The 24645-nt window shown below is 75.8% G+C and carries 20 protein-coding genes; 9 read left to right on the top strand and 11 right to left on the bottom strand.

Annotated elements, in window-relative coordinates:
• Positions 1–19 precede the first annotated feature (19 nt).
• Positions 20–1780 carry a PLP-dependent aminotransferase family protein gene (locus tag K7G61_RS07915; RefSeq protein WP_374204084.1) on the top strand — a complete coding sequence of 587 codons (1761 nt, stop codon included), beginning with the start codon at positions 20–22 and terminating at the stop codon, positions 1778–1780.
• Positions 1781–1824: 44 nt separating this feature from the next.
• Positions 1825–2415, top strand: coding sequence for an SAV_915 family protein (locus K7G61_RS36895; protein WP_308190602.1), 591 nt, complete (start codon positions 1825–1827; stop codon positions 2413–2415).
• 73 nt (positions 2416–2488) lie between these two features.
• On the opposite strand, the gene K7G61_RS07905 is transcribed toward K7G61_RS36895, so the two are convergent.
• The 5 genes from K7G61_RS07905 to K7G61_RS07885 all read right to left on the bottom strand — a co-directional run bounded on the left by K7G61_RS07905 (position 2489) and on the right by K7G61_RS07885 (position 8924).
• Positions 2489–3589, bottom strand: a complete 1101-nt coding sequence (locus K7G61_RS07905; RefSeq protein ID WP_225845965.1) for a winged helix DNA-binding domain-containing protein — start codon at positions 3587–3589, stop codon at positions 2489–2491.
• A gap of 84 nt (positions 3590–3673) precedes the next feature.
• Positions 3674–4819, bottom strand: a complete 1146-nt coding sequence (locus K7G61_RS07900; RefSeq protein WP_225845964.1) for an XdhC family protein — start codon at positions 4817–4819, stop codon at positions 3674–3676.
• 279 nt (positions 4820–5098) lie between these two features.
• The gene (gene pucD, locus K7G61_RS07895) at positions 5099–7453 is read right to left on the bottom strand and encodes a xanthine dehydrogenase subunit D (RefSeq protein ID WP_225846100.1); all 2355 of its coding nucleotides are present in this window, start codon (positions 7451–7453) and stop codon (positions 5099–5101) included.
• A gap of 107 nt (positions 7454–7560) precedes the next feature.
• Complete coding sequence (locus tag K7G61_RS07890; protein ID WP_225845963.1) at positions 7561–8037, bottom strand: (2Fe-2S)-binding protein; 477 nt, start codon at positions 8035–8037, stop codon at positions 7561–7563.
• Positions 8028–8924, bottom strand: coding sequence for a xanthine dehydrogenase family protein subunit M (locus tag K7G61_RS07885; RefSeq protein ID WP_225845962.1), 897 nt, complete (start codon positions 8922–8924; stop codon positions 8028–8030). The genes K7G61_RS07890 and K7G61_RS07885 overlap by 10 nt, the downstream gene beginning before the upstream one ends.
• Positions 8925–9409: 485 nt before the next feature.
• Here K7G61_RS07885 and K7G61_RS07880 point away from each other — a divergent pair, with 485 nt between their 5' ends.
• The gene (locus tag K7G61_RS07880) at positions 9410–11053 is read left to right on the top strand and encodes a PucR family transcriptional regulator (RefSeq protein WP_225845961.1); all 1644 of its coding nucleotides are present in this window, start codon (positions 9410–9412) and stop codon (positions 11051–11053) included.
• Between the two features lie 21 nt (positions 11054–11074).
• Here K7G61_RS07880 and K7G61_RS07875 read toward each other — a convergent pair whose 3' ends face one another.
• Positions 11075–12247 carry a lactate 2-monooxygenase gene (locus K7G61_RS07875; protein WP_225845960.1) on the bottom strand — a complete coding sequence of 391 codons (1173 nt, stop codon included), beginning with the start codon at positions 12245–12247 and terminating at the stop codon, positions 11075–11077.
• Positions 12248–12650: 403 nt separating this feature from the next.
• On the opposite strand from K7G61_RS07875, the gene K7G61_RS07870 reads away from it, so the two are divergent.
• On the top strand, positions 12651–13400 hold the full coding sequence (locus tag K7G61_RS07870; RefSeq protein WP_225845959.1) for a hypothetical protein: 750 nt from the start codon (positions 12651–12653) through the stop codon (positions 13398–13400).
• A gap of 199 nt (positions 13401–13599) precedes the next feature.
• On the opposite strand, the gene K7G61_RS07865 is transcribed toward K7G61_RS07870, so the two are convergent.
• Entirely contained in the window at positions 13600–14235 is a 636-nt protein-coding gene (locus K7G61_RS07865; RefSeq protein ID WP_374204083.1) for a GntR family transcriptional regulator, read from the bottom strand.
• Positions 14236–14495: 260 nt separating this feature from the next.
• Between K7G61_RS07865 and K7G61_RS07860 the strand changes: the two genes are divergently transcribed.
• Together K7G61_RS07860 and K7G61_RS07855 are read left to right on the top strand one after the other, a co-directional pair.
• Positions 14496–15377 (top strand): (2Fe-2S)-binding protein, encoded by an 882-nt coding sequence (locus K7G61_RS07860; RefSeq protein WP_225845957.1) that lies wholly within the window; start codon positions 14496–14498, stop codon positions 15375–15377.
• A gap of 109 nt (positions 15378–15486) precedes the next feature.
• The gene (locus K7G61_RS07855; RefSeq protein WP_225845956.1) at positions 15487–16542 is read left to right on the top strand and encodes a DUF2637 domain-containing protein; all 1056 of its coding nucleotides are present in this window, start codon (positions 15487–15489) and stop codon (positions 16540–16542) included.
• Between the two features lie 115 nt (positions 16543–16657).
• Here K7G61_RS07855 and K7G61_RS07850 read toward each other — a convergent pair whose 3' ends face one another.
• A complete protein-coding gene (locus K7G61_RS07850) occupies positions 16658–17116 on the bottom strand; it encodes an ATP-binding protein (protein WP_225845955.1) in 459 nt (152 codons plus the stop codon).
• Positions 17117–17344: 228 nt separating this feature from the next.
• Between K7G61_RS07850 and K7G61_RS36355 the strand changes: the two genes are divergently transcribed.
• Complete coding sequence (locus K7G61_RS36355) at positions 17345–18274, top strand: IclR family transcriptional regulator (protein WP_263984061.1); 930 nt, start codon at positions 17345–17347, stop codon at positions 18272–18274.
• 87 nt (positions 18275–18361) lie between these two features.
• On the opposite strand, the gene K7G61_RS07830 is transcribed toward K7G61_RS36355, so the two are convergent.
• On the bottom strand, positions 18362–19894 hold the full coding sequence (locus tag K7G61_RS07830; RefSeq protein ID WP_225845954.1) for a protein phosphatase 2C domain-containing protein: 1533 nt from the start codon (positions 19892–19894) through the stop codon (positions 18362–18364).
• Between the two features lie 1553 nt (positions 19895–21447).
• Between K7G61_RS07830 and K7G61_RS07825 the strand changes: the two genes are divergently transcribed.
• Positions 21448–22434, top strand: a complete 987-nt coding sequence (locus K7G61_RS07825; protein WP_225845953.1) for a LuxR family transcriptional regulator — start codon at positions 21448–21450, stop codon at positions 22432–22434.
• Positions 22435–22489: 55 nt separating this feature from the next.
• Here the strand turns inward: K7G61_RS07825 and K7G61_RS07820 are convergent, their stop codons facing one another.
• A complete protein-coding gene (locus tag K7G61_RS07820) occupies positions 22490–22885 on the bottom strand; it encodes a DUF456 domain-containing protein (protein WP_374204082.1) in 396 nt (131 codons plus the stop codon).
• Positions 22886–23251: 366 nt separating this feature from the next.
• Here K7G61_RS07820 and K7G61_RS07815 point away from each other — a divergent pair, with 366 nt between their 5' ends.
• Complete coding sequence (locus tag K7G61_RS07815) at positions 23252–24289, top strand: LacI family DNA-binding transcriptional regulator (RefSeq protein WP_225845952.1); 1038 nt, start codon at positions 23252–23254, stop codon at positions 24287–24289.
• Positions 24290–24316: 27 nt separating this feature from the next.
• On the opposite strand, the gene K7G61_RS36350 is transcribed toward K7G61_RS07815, so the two are convergent.
• Positions 24317–24448 (bottom strand): hypothetical protein, encoded by a 132-nt coding sequence (locus K7G61_RS36350; protein ID WP_263984060.1) that lies wholly within the window; start codon positions 24446–24448, stop codon positions 24317–24319.
• Positions 24449–24645 lie beyond the last annotated feature (197 nt).

Raw genomic sequence — 24645 nt, 5'->3', positions numbered from 1 at the left:
TGGGGCCGACAATGGTCCGGTGGACAGGTCCAAAAGTGGCGGTACCGACTGGACCGAAACGGCCGGGGACGCGGGCCGGGCGGGTGCGGGCGCGGACCGGCCTCCCGCGAGCCGGCCTCCCGCGAGCCGGGCGGACGCCCGGAGCCCGCGCGAGGACGGGAGCCGGACCGGCCCGGACGGCTCGCGCGAGGACGGGAGCGGGGAGGGCGCCGGACGGGCGCCCGGGGACGCGCGGCGGGACGTCCCCGGCGCGGGGACGGCCGGGGACGGCGGGGCGGACTTCCTCCAGTTGCGGGCGCAGGAGGCTCCGCGCGGCGGTCTTTCCGGCTGGCTGGCAGCCCGTATGCGGCAGGCCATCGCGGACGGGCGGATTGCGGTCGGGTCGCGCCTTCCGCCGTCCAGGGTGCTCGCCGCCGAACTGCGCGTCTCGCGCGGCGCGGTGACCGAGGCGTACCGGCGCCTGGCCGACGACGGTCACGTGGCGGGCCGGGGCCGCGCGGGCACGGTGGTGGTGGCCGCTCCCGCGGCCGGGCGCGCCCCCCTGCGGGAACCCGGAGCGGGCGGGCGGCCGCCGGCGGGCCGCGCCTGCGTACCGCCCGTACCGCCGTACCCGCGTGTGCCGACCGGGGCCGGCTTGTTCACGCCGGAGCCCGGGACGGAGGTCTTCGAGGCGCTGCGGTCCGCGCCCGCGCGGATCGACCTCTCGCCGGGTGTTCCCGACCTGGGGGCGTTCCCGCGGGCCGCGTGGCTGCGCGCGGAACGGGAGGTGCTGGGCGCGACGGGGGCCGGCAGCCTGGGGTACGGGGATCCGCGCGGGACACCCGAGTTGCGGCGGGCGGTGGTGGACTGGCTGGCCCGGTACCGCGGGATCGCGGCGGACCCGGAGGACGTCGTGGTCGTCTCGGGGACCGCGCAGGCGCTCACGCTCCTCGGGCAGGTGCTGGCGGGGTACGGGCACGGCGCGATCGCGGTCGAGGAGCCCGGCTCGCTGGGCGCCCGCCAGCACCTGCGGCGGGTGGCGGGGGCCACGCCGCCCGTTCCCGTGGACGGCGAGGGCCTGCGGGTGGACGCCCTGCGGGCCTGCGGGGCGGGAGCCGTCCTGGTCACCCCGGCGCACCAGTTCCCGACCGGGGTGGTGCTCAGCGGCGCCCGCCGCCGGGAGCTGATGGAGTGGGCCGCGGGCGGCGGGCTGATCGTCGAGGACGACTACGACGCGGAGCACCGTTACGACCGCGCCCCCGTGGCCGCCCTGAAGGCCGCCTTGCCCGAACGGGTCTGCTACGCGGGCAGCGTCTCCAAGGTGCTCGCGCCCGCGCTGCGGACCGGCTGGGTGCTGGCGCCGCGGCCGTACCACGAGGCCCTGGTCGAGGCGAAACGCTTCGCCGACCTCGGCAATCCCGCGCTGCCGCAGCTCGTGCTGGCCCGGCTGATGGAATCGGGGGCGCTGGAACGGCAGTTGCGGGTGCTGCGACAGCGGCACCGGCGGCGCAGGGACGCGATGACGGCGGCCGTCGCCGCCCATCTGCCGGGTGCCGTGGTGCACGGCGCGGCCGCCGGGCTGCATCTGACCGTCGCCTTCCCCGAGGGCGGCTTCCGCGATCTCGACCTCGCCACGGCTTCACTCGATCGGGGGATCAAGGTGCACCCGCTGTCCTGGCACCGGCAGCGTCCAGGCCCGCCCGGTCTCGTGCTCGGCTACGCCGGGAACACCCCCGATCTCGTCACCGAAGCCGTCGCCACCGTGGGCGCGGCGCTCGCGGAGCTCTCCGCCGGGGCGTGACCTCCCCGCGGACCGCCGCTCCCCGGGCGGGTTACCGTGGGTCCATGCACGTGAGCCAGCCTCAGCCGGCCACCGTCCCCGACGTTCCCGAGGCACCCGACGCCTCCGCCGGCGCGCCGGGAGCCGTACCCGCGGCGGCCGGCACCTCCCCGCCGGCCGCGGACACCGCCACCCCCGCGCCCGGGCCCGACCCCGCGCCGCCTCCCGCACCACCCACCGCCACCCCCGCCGCCGCCACTTCCCCGCCGCCCCCGGACGCCGGCGAGCCGGCGCCTGGGCCGGGTGGCGGGTCCGCGGTCCTGATCGGCGCGTTTCCGCCTTCCCCGACCACCGCGCCCGAGGCGACACGGACGCGGTCCCTGTACGTGCCGGTCAGGCGCGGGCCCGCGGGCACGGTGCTGCGGCTGTGGCGTACGCCCTTCGGCACCCGCACCGCCGTGGCGTTCACCAGTGACCGGCGGCTGCGTTCCGTCCTCGGGCCCTGCCAGCCCTGGATCCGCCTGTCCGAGGCCGCGCTGCGCCGCATGGCCGAGCCCCTGGGCACCCGCCACGTCACGGTCGACCCGGTCCTGACCGCCCGCCCGCCGTCCTCCCGCCCCGCCTCCTCGGCCACGCCCTGCCCGCCGTCGGACTGACCGCCGTCGGACCGACCGGGCGAGCGGCCCGGGACCGCCCCGGACGGGCGCAGGCCCCCGCCCCGGACCGGCCTCAGGCCGGGTCGAAGCGTACGTCGTGGCCGGCCCCGGGGTCGGAGGCCGCGAGCAGGCGCGCGCCTTCCTCGGCGAGCGCGTCCCGGTCCCGCGCCCGCAGCGGGGCGAAGGGGGTGACGACGACCGAGGCGGTCCCCTTGGCGCGGTCGAACCGCCAGGTGCCGCCGACGAACCCGTCGACCAGGATCGTGCCGCGGACGATCCCGTTGGCGGTCATCACCCTGGCCCTGTACGGCTCGGGCACGATACGCGTCCGGTCGGCGTGCGACAGCAGGAGGTTGTCGAAGTCGGCGACGAAGCGGGCGGACACCGGGACGGACGGGTCGGTGAGGACGGCGTCCGGCAGGTCGTACAGCACCCGGCCGTCCTCGGCGGTGTACGTGCGCAAGTTCAGCGCCGCGAAGGCCCGTCCCAGGCCGGTCAGGCCGCACCACTTCTGCATGTCGGCCGGGGTGGCGGGGCCGAAGGCGGCCAGGTAGCGGCGGACGAGGGGGGCATGGTCGGGGGCGTGGTCGTCCGGCCCCTCGCCCAGCCAGTCGTCCAGCAGGCCGTACGCGGTCCGTCCGCCCGCGCCCCACACGCCGCGTGGCGGGAGCTGGACCAGCGGAAGCCACAGCCGCAGCGCCTGGACGAGCGAGGCCGGGTCGCCGCCCGGGAAGCGCTCGCCCATCCGCGAACGCAGCTCCTCGGCCGTACGCGGCCGCTCGGCCAGCAACTCGCGTCCGTACGCGACCACTTCGGGCCGCTTCAGGTCCTTGACGCCCGCGGCCCACTGGCTGGTGCGGAACCGGCGTTCGAGCATGTCGCGCAGCCACGACCGCAGCAGCGGAGCGTCCTCGACGGTCACCAGGTGGACGGTGTTGCGCATCAGCACCAGCCGTACCAGTCGCCTGTCGGTGAGCAGCCGCCCCAGCTCGGCGAAGTCGAAGTCCGCGAGCCGCGTCCACAGCCCGGGATACGGCGAGGTGGGTGTCTGCGACTGCATCCCGATCAGGTGCGCGATGGCTTCCGCGGCCCCGCTTCCGGCCCGGTCCAGCAGGAGCTGCCTGGCAAGGAGCGTGCGGTTGAGGGTGCGCGAGTCCGGCGTGGTGGTGGCCATGGACCTCACGGTAGGGGGGAATGCGGTCAGAACGTGTCCGCGATGGCCACGAGGGCGCGAATTCCGGGGCACGCGATGCGACGCTCACGCCACCGGACGCTCCCGGCGCACCGCGTGGTGGATCGGCGTGCGAGCGCCGGTGAGGGGCGCACCCGAACCCCCGTGGCGGTGGGCGACGATCTCCGCGGCGATCGACAGCGCCGTCTCCTCCGGGGTGCGGGCGCCGAGGTCGAGGCCGATCGGGGAATGGAGGCGGGCCAGGTCGAGGTCGCTCAGGCCCGCCTCACGCAGCCGGCCGAGGCGGTCGAGGTGGGTGCGGCGCGAGCCCATCGCGCCGACGTAGCCCACCGGCAGCCTCAGCGCCCGCTCCAGCAGCGGGACGTCGAACTTGGCGTCGTGGGTGAGCACGCAGACCGCGGTTCGGGCGTCGAGGCGGCCCGCCGCCGCCTCCCGGTCGAGGTAGCGGTGCGGCCAGTCGGCGACCACCTCGTCGGCCTCCGGGAAGCGCCGCCGTGTGGCGAAGACGGGACGGGCGTCGCAGAGGCTGACGTGGTGGCCGAGGAACTTGCCGGCGCGTACCAGGGCGGCGGCGAAGTCGATGGCGCCGAAGACGAGCAGCCTCGGCGGCGGCACGCTGGATTCGACGAGGAGGGTGAGCGGCCGGCCGCAGCGGCTCCCGTCGGCGCCGACGACGAGCGTGCCGGTGCGGCCGGCGGCGAGCATGGCGGCGGTGTCCGCGGCGGCGGTGCGGTCCCGGTCGGCGTCGCCGAGCGAGCCCTCGTGGCTCCCGTCCGGCCGGACCAGCAGCGCGCGGCCGAGCAGGTCCGCCGGGCCCTCGGTGATCCGGGCCAGCGCCGCCGCCTCGCGGGAGACGGCGGCGGCCAGGGCGCGGACGAGTTCGGGACGCCGCCCGGGGTCGATCCGCTGGACGAGGACGTCGATCTCGCCGCCGCAGGTCAGGCCGACGGCGAAGGCGTCCTCGTCGCTGTAGCCGAAGTGCCGCAGGGACGTCGCGGGGCCGTCGCCGGACAGCGCCGCGCGGCACAGCTCGTAGACCGCGCCCTCGACGCACCCGCCGGACACGCTGCCGACCGCCTCTCCCGCACCGTCCACCGCGAGGGCAGCGCCGGGCTGCCGGGGCGCGCTGCCGCCGGTCGCGACCACGGTGGCGACGGCGAACGGCCGGCCGTGTCCGCACCAGCGGTGCAGCTCTTCGGCGATGTCCAGCACGGCGGCTCCACTCCTCGCCCGGCCTCCCGGCCGGCTCCCCGGCATCTTCCCGGCCGGCTCCCGGCCGACCCTCCGACCGACCGGCCTTTCGACCGGCTTCCGGTCGCCTCCCGACCGGCTTCCCGGCGGGTCACCCGTCACGCTCCCGGTGCCCTCACCGGTTGTCTTCCCTGCGCGCGGCCCGGTTCCTCGCTTCTTCGGCCGTTCGGCCGGGGCGGGCCGCGGGTACGGGGGCGGGCGGACCGGCGGACCGGCGGACCGGCGGACCCGGCGGCCCCGTCACGCCCCGGTCAGGTGTTCCGGCCGCACCGGGGTTCTGTTCAGTTCCAGCCCGGTCGCCTGCCGGATCGCCGCGAGGACGGCCGGGGTGGACGACAAGGTGGGGGCCTCGCCGATGCCGCGCAGCCCGTAGGGGGCGTGTGCGTCGGCGAGTTCGAGCACGTCGACGGGGATCGTCGGCGTGTCGAGGATGGTGGGGATCAGGTAATCGGTGAAGGACGGGTTGCGGACCTTCGCCGTCGCCGGGTCGACGACGATCTCCTCCATGACGGCGATGCCCAGGCCCTGGGCGGTGCCGCCCTGGATCTGGCCCTGGACGGACAGCGGGTTGAGCGCCTTGCCGACGTCCTGCGCGCAGGCCAGCTCGACCACTTTGACCAGACCGAGCTCGGTGTCGACGTCGACCACGGCCCGGTGGGCGGCGAAGCTGTACTGGACGTGGCCGTCGCCCTGGCCGGTGACGGGGTCGAACGGGCGGGTCGGGCGGTGCCGGAACTCCAGTTCCAGGTCGACGGCCTCGCCCTGGAGGACGTCGGCGAGGTCGGCCAGCGCCTCGCCACCGCCGGTGACCACCTTGCCGCCCTCCAGCAGCAGTTCCGGGCCGGCCCAGGCCGGGTGGCGGCCGCCGAACCTGCGGCGGCCGATGTCGAGCACCTTCGCACGTACCGCCTCGCAGGTGTTCTTCACCGCGCCGCCGGTCATGTACGTCTGCCGGGAGGCGGAGGTGGAGCCGGCCGAGCCGACGGCCGTGTCGGCGGGCTGGATCGTGACGTGGGTGACGCCGAGTTCGGAGCGGGCGATCTGGGCGAGTACGGTGACGCCGCCCTGGCCGACCTCGGCCATGGCCGTGTGCACGGTCGCCACGGCCTCGCCGCCCATGACCTCCATGCGCACCCGGGCGGTGGAGTAGTCGTCGAAGCCCTCGGAGAAGCCGACGTTCTTGATGCCGACCGCGTAGCCGACGCCCCGGACGATGCCCTCGCCGTGGCTGGTGTTGGACAGGCCGCCGGGCAGCGCGCGCAGGTCCGCGCCCTCGGTGGTCTCCCACTGGCGTTCGGGCGGCAGCGGGCGGGCCTTGACCCGGCGCAGCAGTTCCGCGACGGGCGCCGGGGAGTCGACGACCTGCCCCGTGGGCATGATCGCGCCCTGCTCCATGGCGTTGAGCTGCCGGAACTCCACCGGGTCCATGCCGAGTGCCGCCGCGACCTTGTCCATCTGGGCCTCGTAGGCGAAGCACGCCTGGACCGCGCCGAAGCCGCGCATGGCACCGCAGGGCGGGTTGTTGGTGTAGAGGGCCAGCGCCTCGATGTCCACGTGGTCGACGCGGTACGGTCCCACGCCGAGCGAGGCGGCGTTGCCGACGACGGCCGGGGAGGAGGAGGCGTAGGCGCCGCCGTCGAGCACGATCCGGGCCCTGACGTGGGTCAGTCTGCCGTCGCTGGTGGCGCCGTGCTCGTAGCGCAGCCTGGCCGGGTGGCGGTGGACGTGGCCGAAGAAGGACTCGAAGCGGTCGTAGACGATCTTGACGGGTTTACCGGTGCGCAGCGCCAGCAGGCAGCCGTGGATCTGCATCGACAGGTCCTCGCGGCCGCCGAACGCTCCGCCGACGCCGGACAGCGTCATGCGCACCTTCTGCTCCGGCAGGCCCAGCACGGGCGCGATCTGCCGCAGGTCGGAGTGCAGCCACTGGGTGGCGACGTACAGGTCCACGCCGCCGTCCTCGGCGGGCACCGCGAGCCCGGACTCCGGGCCGAGGAACGCCTGGTCCTGCATGCCGAAGACGTATTCGCCGGTGACGACCACGTCCGCCCGCGCGGCGGCCGCGGCGGCGTCGCCGCGCACGACGGGCTGGCGGTGCACGATGTTCGGGTGCGGGACGTGGCCGATGTGGTGGTCCCGGCGGTCCTCGTGCACGAGCACGGCGCCCGGCCCGGTGGCCGACGCCTCGTCGGTGACGAGGGGCAGTTCCTCGTACGCCACGCGGATCCTCGCGGCGGCGCGGCGGGCGGTCTCGGGGTGGTCGGCGGCCACCAGCGCGACCGGTTCGCCGTGGTGGCGGACCTTGCCGTGGGCGAGGACGGGGGTGTCGCGGATCTCCAGCCCGTAGTGCCTGACGTCGGTGGGCAGGTCGTCGTAGGTGAGGACCGCGTACACGCCGGGGGTGGCCAGCGCCTCGGCGGTGTCGATGGACAGGATCCTCGCGTGGGCGACGGTGCTGCGCAGGGTGTGGCCCCACAGCATGTCCTCGTGCCACAGGTCGGAGGAGTAGGCGAACTCACCGGTGACCTTGAGGACGCCGTCGGGCCGCGGCGTGGACTCGCCGACGCCGCCCTTGCCGGCCGAGCGCTGGGCGATGCCGGTGGGGGCGCGACCAGGGGTGGCGGCACGGACGGGAGCGGAGCCGGCGCGGACGGGGGCGGTGGCGCGACCGGGGGTGGCGGCGGCGCGGGGCTCGCGGGGGCTCACACGGCCTCCCCGGTACGGGCGGCCGCCAGGCGGACCGCGTCGAGGATCTTCTCGTAGCCGGTGCAGCGGCACAGGTTGCCCGACAGTGCCTCGCGGATGTCGCCGTCGGTCGGCGAGGGGTTGCGCTCCAGCAGGTCGTCGGCGGCCACCAGCAGGCCGGGGGTGCAGAAGCCGCACTGGACCGCCCCGGCGTCGACGAACGCCTGCTGGACGACCGACAGCTCGCCGTCCTCGCCGGTCAGGCCCTCCACCGTCCGTACGTCGCGGTCCTGGGCCTGGCCGGCCGCGACCAGGCACGAGCACACCGGCACGCCGTCGAGGCGGACCGTGCAGGAGCCGCACTCCCCCTGCTCGCAGGCGTTCTTGGAGCCGGGCAGGCCCATCCGCTCACGCAGCACGTACAGCAGGCTCTCGCCCTCCCATACGTCGTCGGCCTCCTGCCGGCGTCCGTTGACGGTGAAGCTCACGCGCATGACCCGCTCCTCTCCGCGATCCGGCCGCCGCGGTACTCCTGCCAGGTCCAGTCCAGCGTGCGGCGGGCCATCACGCCGAGCGCGTGCCGCCGGTACGCCGCGGTGCCGCGCACGTCATCGATCGGGGCGGCGGCGCCCGCCACCAGGTCGGCGAACCGCGCCGCCACGGACGGCGGAACCGCCTTCCGGCTGTCCCACAGCCCCTCCTCCTCCAGCGCCGCGGCCAGGAACTCCTCGGCGGCGCGGGCGCGGATCGGGGTGGGCGCGGCCGAGCCGATGCCGGTGCGGACGGTGCGGGTGTCGGGGTGCAGCGCGATGCCGAAGGCGCACACCGCGATGACCATGGCGTTGCGGGTGCCGACCTTGGAGAACTGCTGCGGCCCGGTGGCCCGTTTCAGGTGGACGGCCCTGATCAGCTCGTCGGGCGCGAGGGCGTTGCGCTTGACGCCGGTGTAGAAGTCGTCGATCGGGATCATCCGGGTGCCGCGCACCGAGACCGCCTCGACCTCGGCGCCGCCGGCCAGCAGCGCGGGGTGGGCGTCGCCGGCCGGGGAGGCGGTGCCGAGGTTGCCGCCGACACCGCCGCGGTTGCGGATCTGCGGCGAGGCCACGGTGCGGCTCGCGAGCGCCAGCCCGGGCAGCTCCCCGCGCAGGTTCTCGATGATCCGGGTGTACGGGACGGCGGCGCCCAGCCGCACGGTCCCGTCGCCGGTCTCCCACTCGCGCAGCTCGCCGACGCGGCCGAGGTCCAGCAGGTGCTCCGGCCTGCGGTGGTCGAAGTTGATCTCGACCATCACGTCCGTGCCACCCGCGATGGGCACGGCACCGGGGTGCTCGGCCTTGGCGGCGAGCGCCTCCTGCCAGCCGGCGGGGCGGAGGAAGTCCATGCTTCGGTCTCTTCTCGGCTCTCGTGGCTCGGGTCTCGGGTCTCGTGGCTCGGGTCTCGTGGCTCGGGTTCCGGGACCCGGCCCTGTCCCGGGATCCGGCCTCGCTCCCGGTGGGCCGTCGGCCCGGGGATACGGATCTCCGTGGCGTCGGGGACGGGCGGTGCGCCGTCCGCCGCGGCCGGGGGTCGGGGTCGGGGTCGGTCGGCCGGCGTCGGTGGCTTGAGCGGCTTGGACGGCTTCGGAGCTTGAGCGGCTTCGGCGAGGTGCGCGCGGTGCGCACATCGCACGGCCCGTATCCAGTACAGGGCCGCCGGCCCGTCCCGGTGCAGTCACCGAAACCATGAAGCGTTTGGCTGGCCAGGCAGAGGGTCTTGTAGATTCCTCTGAAAGGAGACCCCGCGAAACGCCGCGGTATCGCACCGGCGACGCGGCCGGAACGCGCCTCCCCGACCCATCCCACCGAGTGAGACGACAAGGCGACGACGATGCGGCTGCGCGCACTGCTGGACACCGAAGCCCTCGGCCTGCGGCTGCTGGGCGGCGCGGACGAGCTGGACCGCACCGTCCGGGGCGTGATGACCACCGACCTGCGGGACCCCAGCCGCTACCTGGGCGGCGGCGAGCTGGTGCTGACCGGTCTGGCGTGGCGGCGCTCCGCCGCCGACTCCGAGTCGTTCGCCGGGATCCTGGCGGCGGCCGGGGTGGCCGGGCTCGCGGCCGGGGAGGCCGACGGCCCGGTCCCGGCCGACCTGGTCGCCGCGTGCGAGCGGCACCACCTGCCGCTGTTCGCCGTCGACGAGCGGGTGGCCTTCGCGACCATCACCGAGTACGTGTCGCGGCAGGTCTCCGGCGAGCGGGCCGGCGACCTGGCGGCCGTGGTGGACCGGCACCGGCGGCTGATGTCGCCGGGACCGGCGGGGGGCGGCCCGGACGCGGTGCTCGACCTGCTCGGCAGCGACCTGGACCTGCGGGCGTGGGTGCTGTCGTCCACCGGCCGGGAGATCGGCGGCTCCGGCCACCCGCTGCCCGGAGGGCTGCGCGCGGAGCTGGCCGGGGCGCAGCAGGCCGCGGCCCGGACCGGTCGGCCCGCGCCCTACCGGGTGGCGGTCCAGGGCGGCCGCACGTACTCCCTGTTCCCGGTCCGCGCGGGCGAGAGCAGCGCCGACGTGCGGGCCGGGGTGCTGTCCGACTGGTTCCTGGCGGTGGCGGCGGACGCCGGGGAGTGGCCGGCCGAACGGCTCGACCTGCTGCACGGCGTCACCCAGCTGATCGCGGTGGAGCGCGACCGCCGGGAGGCGGCCCGGCAGATCAGGCGGCGGCTGGCGGCCGAGGTGTTCGAACTGGTGGGCGGCGGGGCGCCGCCCGGCGAGATCGGGGCGCGGCTGCGGGCGGCGGCGCCGGTGCTGGTGCCGGGCGCGGCGGGTGCGGCGTACTGGCAGATCGTGGTGGCCCAAGTGGAGTGGGAGGGCGGCGAGGTGCCCGCGGGCCCCGTGGGACAGGCGCTGCTGGAGGAGGTGCTCGCCGATCCGGCCGAGCCGGGGCCCGACCCGGCCGAGCGGGTCGCGGTCGCGTACGCCGACGACACCGCGCTGGCCCTGGTGCCGCTGCCGCCGGCCGGGGACGGCACGCCGCGGACGCTGCGGGCCGAGCGGCTGCAGGAGGTAGTGGGCGGCCCGCTGGCGCGGGGGCTGGCCGGCGACGGGCGGCTGACGGTCGGTGTCAGCGCGGCCGTGCACTCCCCCGAGGCGCTGCGCGGCGCGCTGGAGGAGGCCCGGCACGCCCGCCGGGTGGCCGCCGCCCGCCCCGGCCGGGTGTGCGTGGCCGGGCACGAGGAGCTGGCCTCGCACGTCCTGCTGCTGCCGTTCGTGCCCGACGACGTGCGCCGCGCCTTCACCGCCCGGCTGCTCGACCCGCTGCGCGCGTACGACCGCAGGCACCGCGCCGAGCTCATTCCCACCCTGGTGGCCTTCCTGGAGTGCGACGGGTCCTGGACCCGCTGCGCCACCCGCCTCCACCTCCACGTCAACACGCTGCGCTACCGCATCGGCCGCATCGAACAGCTCACCGGCCGCGACCTGTCCCGCCTGGAGGACAAGCTGGACTTCTTCCTCGCGCTGCGGATGAGCTGACCCTTCCCGGCCAGCCGCCGCTCACCTCACCGGGCGCAGGGCGTCCGGGGTCAGGTCGCGCAGGGTGGGGTAGCCGTCGACCGCCATGATCAGGTCGGCCTCGGCCAGGAGGGTGCGCAGGACATGGACGACCCCGTCCGTGCCGCCGAGTGCGAGCCCGTACGCGTACGGGCGTCCGATGCCGACCGCGGTCGCGCCGAGGGCGAGGGCCTTGACGACGTCTGCGCCGCTGCGGACACCGGAGTCGAACAGCACCGGCAGGTCACCGGCCGCCTCGACGACGCCCGGCAGGCAGTCCAGGGCCGGCAGGCCGCCGTTGGCCTGGCGGCCGCCGTGGTTGGAGCAGTAGACGCCGTCCACGCCGCCGTCCCTGGCACGTCGGGCGTCGTCGGGGTGGCAGATGCCCTTGACGATCAGCGGCAAGGTGGTCAGTGACCGCAGCCAGGGCAGATCGTCCCAGGTCAGCGGGTTGCCGAAGATCTGCGCCCAGCGCAGCACGGCGGCCTGCGGGTCCTCCTCGGGGGACCGGGCGAGGGACGCGCGGAAGACCGGGTCGCCGGTGTAGTTGGCCAGGCAGTGGCCGCGCAACTGGGGGAAGTTGGCCGTGGCCAGGTCGCGGGGCCGCCAGCCGGTGACCCAGGTGTCCAGGGTGACGACGATGCCCTTGTAGCCGGCCCGCTCGGCGCGTTCGACCAGGCTCGCGGCCAGGTCGCGATCGGTGGGCGTGTAGAGCTGGAACAGGCCGGGCGCGCCGCCGAGTTCGGCCGCGACCTGCTCCATCGGGTCCGCCGACAGCGTCGAGGCGATCATGGGCACCCCGGTACGGGCGGCGGCGCGCGCGGTGGCGAGGTCGCCGTGTCCGTCCTGCGCGCACAGGCCGATCACCCCGATCGGCGCCAGGAACACCGGCGCGGGCAGCGTCATCCCGAACAGTTCGACGCTCAGGTCGCGTTCGGCGGCGCCGACGAACATCCGCGGCACCAGGCCCCAGTGGTCGAACGCGGTGACGTTGGCGGTCTGCGTCCGCTCGTCACCGGCGCCGCCGGCCACGTACGACCAGACGGACGGCGGCAGCGCGGCGCGCGCCCTGGACTCCAGCTCGTCATGGCTCACCGGCAGCGCCGGCAGCACACCGCCGAGGCCGTTGAGGTAGATCTCGTTCTGGAAGTTCCCGAAGTTCCCGAACGCGGTCAAGCCGGCACCTTCTCTCCGCTTCACACATCCGTGTACGCCGTCGCACGCTGACCCGCGCCCTCGCACGCCGTCGTACGCCCGTCGGTACGCCGTCGGTACGCCGTTGGTACGACGGTGGTACGACGGTGGTACGACGGTGGTACGCCGCCGGGGACGCCCGCGACATCCTTCCGCGCGCGCCCGCCGAACGGGCCAAGCGTAGGGGTCAAGTGCGTTCGTGAAAGTGATCCCGTTCACAAGAAGTGATCTCCAACCCCTTGGCGGCGGGCCCCCACCCGTGCTGGACTTCCGCCACGGCACCAGGGGGCCGGGCGCCGGACACCTGAAGGACAACTCCACGTACGACTGCACAGGCCCACGCACTTGCTCACGATGGCTCGACGACGCGCTTGGGGGAGAAGCTGTGGCGGACACCGTCCTGTCGGAATCGGTGGTCGGGGTACCGGACGTGTGGCGGCTGCGGGCACGCGGCTGCTGGGCCGAGGCGGCCAGGCTCCTCAGGCCCTTCTGCGAGGACGACCCGGGAGCGGCGCTGCGCAGGGCGGAGCTGCTCATCGAGCGTGCCTTCTACCTGCTCGACGGCTGGGCCGAGGCGGAGGACGCCCTGCGGACGGCGGAAGCCCTCGCGGGTACGGACGAGGAGCGCGGCGCCGCGGCCTCCGAACGCGGCTACCTGGCCTACGGGGCCACCGTGTTCTCCGTACGGGACCGCACCGACGAGGCCAGCTCCGCCTTCGGGCGCAGCGCGGCTCTGCTCGCCCCCGGCTCCCCCGGCCGCCCGCTGCTGGATTTCCGGCGCGGCCTGGTCGCCGAGAACCTCGTCGGCAACCCGGCGGCGGCCCGCGCGGCCTACCGCCGCGCGCACGCCGGGGCGGTGGCCCACGGGGACACCTTTCTCACCTCCTTCACCTGGCGGCACCTGGCCGGGCTGGCCGCCGCCGAGGGCGACATCGCGGAAGCGCGCCACGGCTTCTCCGAGTCCCTGCGGCTGCGCGTCTCCCTCGGCCACCTCGTGGGGACCGCCCCCGCCCTGCTCGCCCTGGCCGACGTCTCCCCCGACCCCGAGGCGCAGGCCCTCCGCGCGGAAGCGGCCCGCCTCCACGCCCTGCTGGGCGGCATCCCCGTCTGGCTCACCCCCGCCCTGACCGACTGACCCCGCCCCGCGCCCCCGAGCGAGCCGGGCTCGCGCGGGGGCGCGGGCCCGCCTCCGGCCCGCGGCTGCCGCCGCCGCGGGCGCGCCCGGCCGGGGCGGCGCCGTACCCGGCAGAACACAGCGCCCGGGCGGCGAGGAGCCACAAGAAGCCCGAGCCGCGCCGACGCCAACCCGCCGCCGGCGCGGCGAGCCGTCCGGTTCAGCCCGCGGCCCCCAGGTGCCGGCGTGCCAGGTCCGCGACGGCCGCCACGTCCCCCGCGACGAGCGCGTCGAGCAGACCGAGGTGCTGCCGCGCGTCGGAGACCAGCCGCGCGCGGTCCGTGGCGGCGGCCCACTGGGCGCGGCGGTGGAGGTCCTCCGCGAGGGCGACGAGCTGGAGGTTGCCGGACAGGGCGAGCAGTTCCCGGTGGAAGGCCACGTCGGACGCGGCATAGGCGACGCGGTCACCGTCGGCGGCGGCCGCGGCGGTGTCCCGGGCCAGCGGGCGCAGCGCCTCCCACCGCTGCGACGGCACCGTACGTGCCAGACCGACCACCACCGGCACTTCGAGCAGCGCCCGGACCTCGGCCAGCTCGGCCAGCTCCCGGGCGGACCGCTCGGCTATCCGGAACCCCCGGTTCGGCAGCACCTCCACCGCGCCCTCCCGGGCGAGCAGCGCCATCGCCTCCCGTACGGGCGTGGCCGAGACCTCGTACCGCGCCGCCAGGGCGGGGGCCGAGTGGACCGAGCCGGGGCTCAGCTCGCCCGCGACGATCGCGGCACGCAGCGCTCCGAGCACCTGGTCGCGTACGGACAGCCGCTCCGGCATCCGTACCGCGGGCTCCACGGGGTCCACGGGCGCCCCTTCCATTCCGTCGCCTGAGTGCGACCGCCCGGTGCGATCGCCTGCTGCCATTGCTTCGTGCCGTTGCTTCGTGCCATCGCTCGGTGCGATCGCCTGTGGTGCGATCGCTCGGTGCCATCGCTTCGCGCCGTCGATCGGAGCCGTCGATCGGAGCCGTCGGTCAGAGCCGTGGCTCGACGCCCATCGCTCACCCGGATGGCGTACCGCCGTTAGGTTAAACCCCGACCGAGCTGCCTAAGGTTAGCCTTACCATGCCAGCGATCAGCTCCTCGTACGCGCGCCTGACCGCCGTCCACCCCGCCCTGTGCGTCACGAACGCCGCCCCGCGCTCGGACGGCGGCTGGACCGCCGTCAGCGACCTGGCCGCCGGCGGCCGGACGGTCGCGGACTTCGTCGCGCGGGAGGCGGAGCGGCTGACGGCGCGCTACGGCCGCCGGCCGCGGCCCGACGTGGCGGCCACTCTCGCGCTGCACCGCTACCTGTGGCCGGCCTGCCTGCTCTTCACCGTGCCGTGGTTCCTGCGCCACCGCGTGCCCCGGCTGCCGCCAGGCGCCGTGTCCGTGCACCGCGCGAGCGGCGCGATGACCGTGCGGCCCGAGGGGTTCGGCTGCCTGCCGGGCGACCGGGCCGCGCGCCTGCCGGGGGCCAGGACGGTGCCCTCGCGGGCGGCGCTGCGCGAAGAGCTGCGGTCCGCCCTCGCCGCTCACCTCGCGCCGGTCCTCAAGGGGTTCGGGCCGCTGCTGCGGCGCGGCCCGCACGCGCTGTGGGGAATGGCGACGGACGAGGTGGCCGAGGGCCTGTGGTACGTGGCCGGGCTCATGGGCGAATCGGAGGAGTCGCGCGCCCGGGCGGAGCTGGCGGCCCTGCTTCCCGGCGGCACTCCGCCGTTCGTCGGCGCGGCCGGCTTCCCCGTACCGCAGCGGGGTGCGGGACCGGCCCGGCGGACCCGGCTGACCTGCTGCCTGGTCTACACGCTGGACCCCGGGGCGGCGTGCGCGGCCTGCCCGCGGGCCCTCGGCCGGGCCGGGATCCGGAGCCCGGCATATGCGACCGCCAGGACCACGCTACGATCTCGGTCAAGTCAGCCGTTGTGGCACGGGAGTTCGACCCCCGGCCCGGTACGCGATCCGTAAGCGTGCTCTTGCGCCATAACGACTGCGCCTATCCGCGCTCTTCGCAAGGATGTCGGTCGTAAGCCGTCCCGCGGCCCGAGCGCGACGGAAGCGACACGAGGAATCGCTCATGAGACAGATAACGCTGGACTGGACACTCTCGGGTGCCGTCGGCCTGGTCGTTCTCGCGGCCTGCGTCGTCGTGGTCCGAAACCGCCGCAAGGGCGCCGAATCCGCACAGGGCGACTCCTGGGAGCGGATGGAGGAACGGCGCCGCCGCAAGGAGGCCATCTACGGCAGCGCCTCCTACGTCCTGCTCTTCTGCTGCGCCGCGGTGGCCGCCGCGCTGTCCTTCCACGGCCTGGTCGGCTTCGGCCGGCAGAACCTCGGGCTGACCGGCGGGTGGGAGTACCTGGTGCCGTTCGGGCTCGACGGCGCCGCCATGTTCTGCTCGGTGCTGGCCGTGCGCGAGGCGAGCCACGGCGACGCGGCGCTCGGCTCGCGCATGCTGGTGTGGATGTTCGCCGGCGCCGCGGCCTGGTTCAACTGGGTGCACGCGCCGCGCGGCGCCGACCACGCGGGCGCCCCGCAGTTCTTCGCCGGTATGTCGCTGTCGGCCGCGGTGCTCTTCGACCGGGCGCTGAAGCAGACCCGCCGGGCCGCGCTGCGCGAGCAGGGCCTGGTGCCGCGTCCGCTGCCGCAGATCCGCATGGTCCGCTGGCTGCGGGCGCCCCGGGAGACCTACGGCGCCTGGTCGCTGATGCTCCTTGAGGGCGTGCGGTCGCTGGACGAGGCGGTCGAGGAGGTACGGGAGGAGCGGCGGCAGCGCGAGCAGAAGGCGCAGCGGCGGCGTGAGCACGACCGGCTGGAGCGCGCGCAGTTGAAGGCGATCAGCCGGCAGCACCGCACGTGGCCGCGCGGCGGCCGGGGCGGACGCCAGGTCGAACTCCCGCACGCGGCCTCCGCGTCCGGCTCGTCCCAGCCCGCTTCGGAGCCTGCCATAGGGCAGTCGGCGACGCCGGACACCCCCGAGCTCCCGTCCCGGGCCCGCCCGGCCCTGCAGCCCGTACGCGACGAGGCGGCGGCCCGCACCATCGACCTCACGGCCGAGGACGACACGCTGACGCTCCCGCGGCTCGACTCCCTTGAGCGCAAACTGGAAGACCTCGAACGTCAATTCGGCTGAGTGTCCCGCCGGGCGCGGCGCCTCCTCCCCTCCTGGGGTGCGGGCGCCGTGCCCGCACCGTCGAGGACCGGAAGCGGGCGGTGGGCGTCGGCTCATCCGCTTCACATCCCGCTTCTCATCCCACTTCCCCCATGAGTTCGAACCAGATGACCTTCCCGCTCTCCCCGGCCCGGACCCCCCAGGCGTCGGCGAGGGCCTGGACGAGCATCAGGCCGCGGCCGGAGGTCGCGTAATCGCCGCCGCCGATGTCGGCGGTCCGCAGGCGCGGACGGCGGGCGAGGGAGTCGTGCACCTCGACTCGCAGCCGGGGGTCGGTGCCGGGCGAGTACGTGGCCGTCAGGACCGCGCCGCCCGGCGTGTGCTGAAGCGCGTTGGTGACGAGCTCACTGGTCAGCAACTCCGCGGTGTCCGCCAGAGCCGGTGCCCCCCACCTCCGCAAATGGTCTCTGAGTAGTCTGCGCGTCTCGGCCACGGCCGGTAGGTCGGCCCGCCGTACCGCGTGCCGCAGCCTGTGCCCCGTGATATCCGTCTGCTTCCCCCGTTCTGCTCGGGCCTTTCCCCTGCGGGTAGGCATGCCCACCTCTCGGGCGGCCAGTCCTCCGAATCCCGGATTCGCCGCCCAATGGCGACGACACGCCAGATGTCCGCCGCATTCTTGCCCCGGGCATCGGCGGCCGCGGCAAGGGGCGGGAACCACGGAACCGTGATTCCCGCTGTCTGTGGCCCCAATCCACTGATTATCGGCCGTATAACGTGGCCTGGTTGGCTGGATCACCGCGGAATGGGAACGGGGGACGGGCCGATGCGGAGCGGTGGACGCGGTACGAGAGGCGGACGCGGGGTACTGGAGGGGGCGTTCGCGCTGCTGGAAGCGCTGGACCGGGTCGGCGAGGCCGGACTGAGCACGCTCGCCTCCGACGCCGGCCTGCCGAAGACCAGCGCTCACCGATTACTGGACCAATTGGTCGCGCTGAACGCGGTGGAACGCTCGGGCGGGCGTTATCGGGTGGGCGTGCGGGTATTCCGCCTGGGCCGCAATTGGCAGCCGCATCCAGGCCTTTTGGCGGCCGCTCAGGGACCGCTGCGGCGGCTGGCGCGCGGGGAGGAAGCCACCGTGGCGCTCACGGTGCTGCGCGAAAACCGCACGATCGTGGCCGCGGGAGCGGGACCTGACGCCGCCGCGGACCACGTGCCGCTTCTGGTCCGGCCGGGGGCGATCTGGCCGTGGCCGACGGCCGCGGGCCTGGTGCTGGCCGCCCACGCGGCGGCGGGTCCGCCGGGCGAGGGGGTCGCAGGGCGAACGCCGGGGCCGGTCGTGCCGGGCACGGAGTCGGGACCGGGGCCGCTCGTGCCCGGCACGGAGTCGGGACCGGGGCCGCTCGTGCCCGGCACGGGGCCGGGCTCGGAGTCGGAGTCGGAACCGGGGCGGCCGACGGACGCTGCCCCCTGGGACTGGGACCGCGCCGCACGGGAGATCCGCGACCGGGGCGCCGCATTCGACCGCGACACGCCGGTCCCCGGTGTCAGGTCCGCCGCCGTACCCGTGCGTGCCCCGCGCGGCGAGGTGATCGCCGCGCTGTGCGCCCTGGTGCCGGCCGACCGGGACGCCGTACCGCTCGCCGACGCCCTCGCCCGTACCGCCGGGGCCATCCGCGACGGACTGCGGCAAGCCGCGCGCGGCACCCCCGTACCGCCCGGACCGCCTGTACCGCGCGTACCGCAGCAGAGATGACGGCCAGTGGCATTGCGGCGGGTCAGGGACGGGTGCGGGCCGGGAGGTTGGAGCGGGCGCGCCGGGCCGTGGCGCCGGAACCGGCGGTCAGTCGTCCCAGACGGTCACCACCGTGCGGTCGTCGGCGTACCCCTTCACCCGCGTTTGGACGTCGGCGAGGTAAGCCGCCAGGCCGGGAACGCCGCCGCTCCAGCGGGCGGCGAGGTGCCGGGCCAGTTCCGGTTCGCCGCGCAGGGGTTCGGCCAGGCCCGCGCCGCACATCACCAGGGCGTCACCGGGCCGGGCGACGCAGGCCCGGAAGCGGAACGGGGCCGACGCCTCGTCCGGTGCAACGTCCAGCTCCTCCCAGGAGCCGTCCCTGAGCCGGAACAGGCCGCCGTCGCCGACCCCGAAGAACAGCCGGACGCCGCACCCGGGATCGGCGGGCAGCAGCAGGCACCTGAGGGAGGCGGTGTACGTGCCCTCGTCCAGACCGAGGTCCTCGCCGCGGGCGCGCAGCCTGCCGTAGCAGCGGTCGGTCAGCCGGTGCAGGCCCGCCTTCAGCTCGCCCCTGCGGGCGGCCCTGAGGTCCTCGGCCAGGCGGGCGCGGCTGCGGCCGACGGCGCCGGCGATCCAGCGCACGGCGTCCCGGGCGGCCTGGTGCGCGTCGTCCGCGCCACGCGGCCCGCCGGCCATCGCGAGCAGCAGCAGCGCGTCGTCGCCCGTCCCGAACCGGGCGGTGAGCAGCGCGTCCCCGCGGGGCCGGCCCCGGTAGCGGGCCGAGTCGCCGCGGATCGCCGCGGCCCGCAGCGTGAGCCGCCCGTACCGCGCGCCGTCCAGCACCGTGTCGGGCACGAGCGCGTCCAGCGCCTCCAGGTCCGCCTCGGGCCACGCGGTGGGCTCCGGCCCGTACGTCGGCGGCCCGCCCCCCACCACCTCGGGCTCCCCCACCTCCTCGGCGACGACCCCGGCCCCCTCGGCGGCCACCCACCCGGGCGGCAGCTCCGGGGCCCACGTCACGTCCCCCTCGCCGAAAGTGGTCTCGTTCCACGGCGGGGCGGCCTCGGCGCCGGCCCGCGCCGAGGGGACGCCGCCGGCCCACGGCCCACCCCCGGCGGCGGGCGGGACGGACGGCGGCTCCACGGGCACGGACGCCGATTTTCCGGGGGAGGCCGAGCCTTCTACGGCAGCCGGCCCTTCTACGGAAGCCGGTGTCCCTTCGGCAGGGCTGGACATCGGTTCGGCGAGGGTGGGCGTCGGCTGGACAGGGCTGGGCGTCGATTCGGCGGGGGTGGGCGGCGGCTCGTCGCGGGTGGACCGGGGTTCGGCAGGGCTGGACATCGGTTCGGCGAGGGTGGGCGTCGGCTGGACAGGGCTGGGCGTCGATTCGGCGGGGGCGGGCCACGGCTCGGCCGGAGTGGGCGGCGGCTCGGCAGGGCTGGACATCCCCTCGGCGGGGGCGGGCCACGGCTCGTCGCGGGTGGACCGCGGCTCGGCCGGGGTGGGCGGCGGTTCCGGAGCCGCGGCCGGCGGCTCCGCGGGATCGGCGAACGCGGCGGGCGGCTCGGCGGACAGCGCCGACAGCGGCCACCCGGGGACGGGCCCGGCGGGCGGGACGGACCGCGGCTCGGAAGGCGCCACCTCGGACCGCGCGGCATCGGACGGCGGCTGGGGAGGAGGAGGCGCGGTCGGAGGTTCGGCGGGCGGCTCGGGGGTCGGCCGCGTGGTGCCCCACTCCTCGGCCGAGGGCGGTGCGGTCGGCGCGTCGGGCGGGGCAGGCGTGCGCGGACGCGGGGACACCAGCTCGTCCCATGGACGTGAGGAAGCCGTTCGGGCGGCAGGAGGCGGAGGCGCGGGGGGTTCCTCGGCGGGTGTCTCCCGCGTCGTCCGCTCCTGTGTCCCGGCGGCGCTTTCCCCGGCGGCCCCGTTCTGCGCGACCCTCTCCCCCTCCGCCGCTCGCCCTTCACGCTCCGGATCGGCTGTCGGCTCCGGGGGTACGGGGGGCCGCGGGGGTACGGGTGGCTCCGCCGGCAGGGGCGGTACCGCCGGCTCCGCGAAGGTGGGTGTCGCCGCCCAAGGGTCCCAAGGCGCCGGCTCGGGCTCGGGCTGCCGCTCGGGCTCGGCGCGGCCGCGCGCCGGCCCGGGCGGACGGGCCCAGAACGGCATGTCCGGCTCCGGCGGTACGGGGACGTCGTCACCGCTCCACGCCCGCGGGTCCCGCTGGTCCACAGGCCGCGGCTCCGGTTCCGGCTCCGGCCTCGCATCCAGTTCCGGCTCCGGTTCCAGCCTCGGCTCCGGCTCGACGGCGGGCGCCTCCGGCTGGAGCTCGGCGGCGGGCCGCGCCGGTCGGGGCTCGACGGCAGCAGGTTCCGCTTCCGGCTCGGCGAGGCCGCGTTCCGCCGTGCCGTCCGGGGCGGCGGCGGGTGCCTGGTCCGACGGCTGTGGCGGCTCCTCCCTGCGCTGGGACGGAGGCGCGGGGCGGGTCGGGCGGGGCCAGGAAGGCGGTGGCGGGGGCGGTGTGGGCCGGCGCAGCCTGAGCGTCTCCGTACGCGGCTCGGGCGGTGGCGACATCGCGCTGAGGGCCGAGCGGAAGTGCGCGTCGAGCGACCCCGGCGTATTCCCGCCGCCCCCTTCCGGCCTACCCGCCTCCGGTCCGCCGGACGTAGTGGACGCGGGGCCGGGCGTCGACCGCGAGGCGGGCTCGTCGCCGTACAACTCCCGCCACCAGTCGTCCTCTTGGGTCGGGCGCGAGTCCCCCTGATGGCTCATGCCCTTATTGTCCACCGCCCGGAGGGGCGGGAAACGCGAAACGCCGGGGCCGGTCCCACCCCCGTTCAGGGGACCGCCCCGGCACCGCCGCGTTCGTGGGCTCCCCGCCTGTTCGCGACCGCGGCCGCCGCTCACAGTGGCAGACGGCGCGCCCGGCAAGGGATGATGAGCCGCGGCGGAAAACCGCCGTGGCTCATTTCCGCCACCGCGTATCCGTGCGCGCCGACCGTGCCGAACGCGAGCATGCACGCGCGCACCGGTCCGTGCCCGCAACTGCCCGCGGGCCGTCGGCGGCCACCGACGGCCGCCGACGGCAAGGGACGGCCGCCACCCCGCGCAGGAACAGCCAGGGACGGCCGGGAACAGCCGAGAACAGCCAGGGACAGTCAGGAACAGCCGGCAACGGTCAAGGACAGGGAGGCTCTTTGCTCGGCGCCATCGGGTTGGACGACGTGCAGGAAGCGGCCTACAGGGCGATGGTGGGGCTCGGCGCCGCCGAGGTCGGCGATCTGGCCGACCGCCTCGGGCTGACCGAGGAGAACACGGGGCGGGTGCTGCGGCACCTGGAGGGGCACGGCCTGGTCGCGCAGTCCTCGGCCCGGCCGAGCCGCTGGGTGGCCGCACCGCCCGCCGTGGCGCTGTCCGCGCTGCTCACCCGCCGCCGCGACGACCTGGACCGGGCGGAAGTGGCCGCGGCCGTCCTCACCGCCGAGTTCCGCGCCGAGGCGACGGAACCGGCCGTGCACGACCTGGTCGAGGTGGTGACCGGCGCGCGGGCGGTGGCGCAGCGCTTCCTGCAGATCCAGTTCGGCGCGCGGAGCGAGGTGTGTGCCCTGGTCACCGGCGATCCGGTGGCCGTCGCGGGCATGGACAACGACGCGGAGGAGGACGCCGCCCTGCGCGGGGTGGCGTACCGCGTGGTCCTGGAACGCGACGTCCTGAACCGGCAGGGCAATGCCGTCGAACTGTCCGCCGCCCTGGACCGGGGTGAGCGGGTGCGGGTGGTGGACCGGGTGCCGACCAAGCTCGTGGTGGTCGACGGCACCCTGGCCATGGTGCCGCTGGCCCGGCACCGCGCGGAGCCGGCCGCCCTCGTCGTCCACGCGAGCGGACTGCTGGAGTCGCTGACCGGGCTGTTCGAGAGCGTGTGGCGGCAGGCGATGCCGCTGCGGCTCGACCCCTCGGGCACGGCCGTGGCGGACCCCGGGAACCTGCCCGACCGTACCGACCTGCAGATCCTTTCCCTCCTGCTGGCCGGCCTGACGGACTCCTCGGCCGCCAAACAGCTCGGCCTGGGCCTGCGCACCGTCCAGCGCAGGGTCAAACGGCTGATGGAGATCGCCGGGGTGACCACCCGCCTGCAACTGGGCTGGCACGCCTACGAGCGCGGCTGGGTCGCCCGTACCGACTGACCCCTGGCCCGGCCGGTGAACGCCGCCGTGGCCCCCGTAGCCCCCCGCCGGCGTCTCATCCCGCCACCACCGCCGCGATCCACGCACCCGCGACGAGCAGGCACGCCATCAGCTCCACCAGCACCGATCCGCCGACCGCCCGCATGGCACCGCGGGTCGCCGCCCAAGCGGTGCGGTGGCCGCCGCCCAGCCGGACCCGTTCGGTGCCGTAGATCGTCCCGACGAAACCGAGTACCCCGCCGAGGACGGGCAGGAGGAAGAAGCCGGCGACGGCGACCCCGCCGGCGTTCATGATCGTGCGCCAGGTGACACCGGAGTCGCGGATCCGCCGGTTGGGCAGCAGCCAGACCACCACCTGGGCGACCGCCAGCAGACCGGTCGCGCCCGCGAGCACCCCCCAGGTGAGGCCGGAATGCACGGACGTCGCCCACCACAGCAGGGCCCCCAGCACAGCAGCGTCCCCGGTACGCCGGGGGCCGGCACGCTGACGAGGCCGAGCAGCATCACCGCGCCGATCAGGCACAACTGTGCGGTCCCCATGACGCCAACCCTGCCCGAACCGCCGCGCGCCCGCCGCCCGGCCCGGGAGGAGGGCGGCGGGAGCCGGCAGCCGGGAGCCGCGAGACGGGCGGCGGGAGCCGGAGGGGACGGCCGGAGGGGGCGGCCGGAGCGAGGTCATGGCGTCGGCCCGGCCCTGGCCCCCCCGTACCACAGACCGGCGAAAGCGCTCTCACCAGGAGGGACGGCAACCGGATACCCTGGTGCCCGCACAAACGATCGCCGTTCGTGTGCCACCCGCGCGCTGAGGAGCCCTCCCTTGACCGACCCGAGCTTCGCGTCCCGTCCGACGCTGGAGGCCGTCGCGGCGCGCGCGGGAGTGTCGCGGGCCACCGCCTCCCGCGTGGTCAACGGCAGCAACGGGGTGCGGGCGCCGCTGGCCGAGCGCGTGCGACGGGCGGTCGAGGAACTGGGCTACGTACCGAACCAGGCCGCCCGCACCCTGGTCACCCGGCGCAACGACGCGATCGCGGTGGTGGTCGCCGAGCCGGAGACGCGCTTCTTCTCCGACCCCTTCTTCGCCCAGCAGGTGCGCGGCATCAGCCGTGAACTGACCGCGCACGACAACCAGTTGGTGCTGCTGCTCACCGAGGGCGCGGCCGACTACCAGCGGGTGGGCCGGTACCTGGCCGGCGGGCACGTGGACGGTGCGCTGATCTTCTCGCTGCACGCCAACGACTCGCTGCCGGCGCTGGCCCGGCGGGCGGGGACGCCGTTCGTGATAGGCGGCCGTCCCGACTGGTCGGACGACGAGACCCTGTTCGTGGACTGCGACAACCGGGGCGGCGCGCGGGACGCCGTGCGCCATCTGCTGGGCCTGGGCCGGCGGCGGATAGCGCACATCGCCGGGCCGCTGGACCAGGCGGCTTCCGTGGACCGCCTCGACGGGTTCCGCGACGTGCTCCCCGACGCCGATCCGCGGCTGATCGCCGAGGGCGACTTCACTCCCGAGGGCGGCGCCCGCGCGATGTCCGAACTGCTCGACCGCTGCCCCGACCTGGACGCCGTGTTCGCCGCCTCGGACGTCATGGCCTCGGGCGCGCTGCGGGTGCTGCGCGCTGGCGGCCGCAGGGTGCCGGAGGACGTGGCGGTGGTCGGGTTCGACGACATGATCTCGGTCGCGGAGCTGACCGACCCGCCGCTGACGACCGTTCACCAGGACATCGAGGAGATGGGGCGGCTGATGGCCCGGCTGCTCCTGCACAGGCTGGAGCAGCCGTCCGACGCCGCCTCGGCCTCGGCGGGACCCGCGCCCATCATCACCCCCACCCGTCTGGTGGTACGGGCCTCCGCCTGACGTCCCTGGCCCCGTCCGGGGCCGGCCTCACCCCGCCCGGCCGTCCCGGCCGTGCCGGCGGCGAACCGCGATGGGCGAACCGGCGCTCCAGAAGGAGCCGATGACGCCCGCGATCACAAGTGCGACGATGATGATCCCGAGAATCACGCTGTAGGCCATGGGGGGAGCCCTCCTCGCCATCGGGGTCGGCGCGGCGCCTTCACCGCACCCTCACGTTCGCTGCCTGATCGTGACCTTCCCGTTGCCCCGCGTTTCCAACCCACCCTTTCGCCAGCGCAGTTCGAACGCCGGCGGAACCGGCGCGGGACGACCGGCCGCAGCGACCGCGGACAACGCGTAGACGCGTATACCCGGCG

This window comes from Streptomyces sp. HPF1205, assembly GCF_020400825.1.
Classification (GTDB): domain Bacteria; phylum Actinomycetota; class Actinomycetes; order Streptomycetales; family Streptomycetaceae; genus Actinacidiphila.
This window is presented reverse-complemented; position numbering and strand designations above follow the sequence as displayed.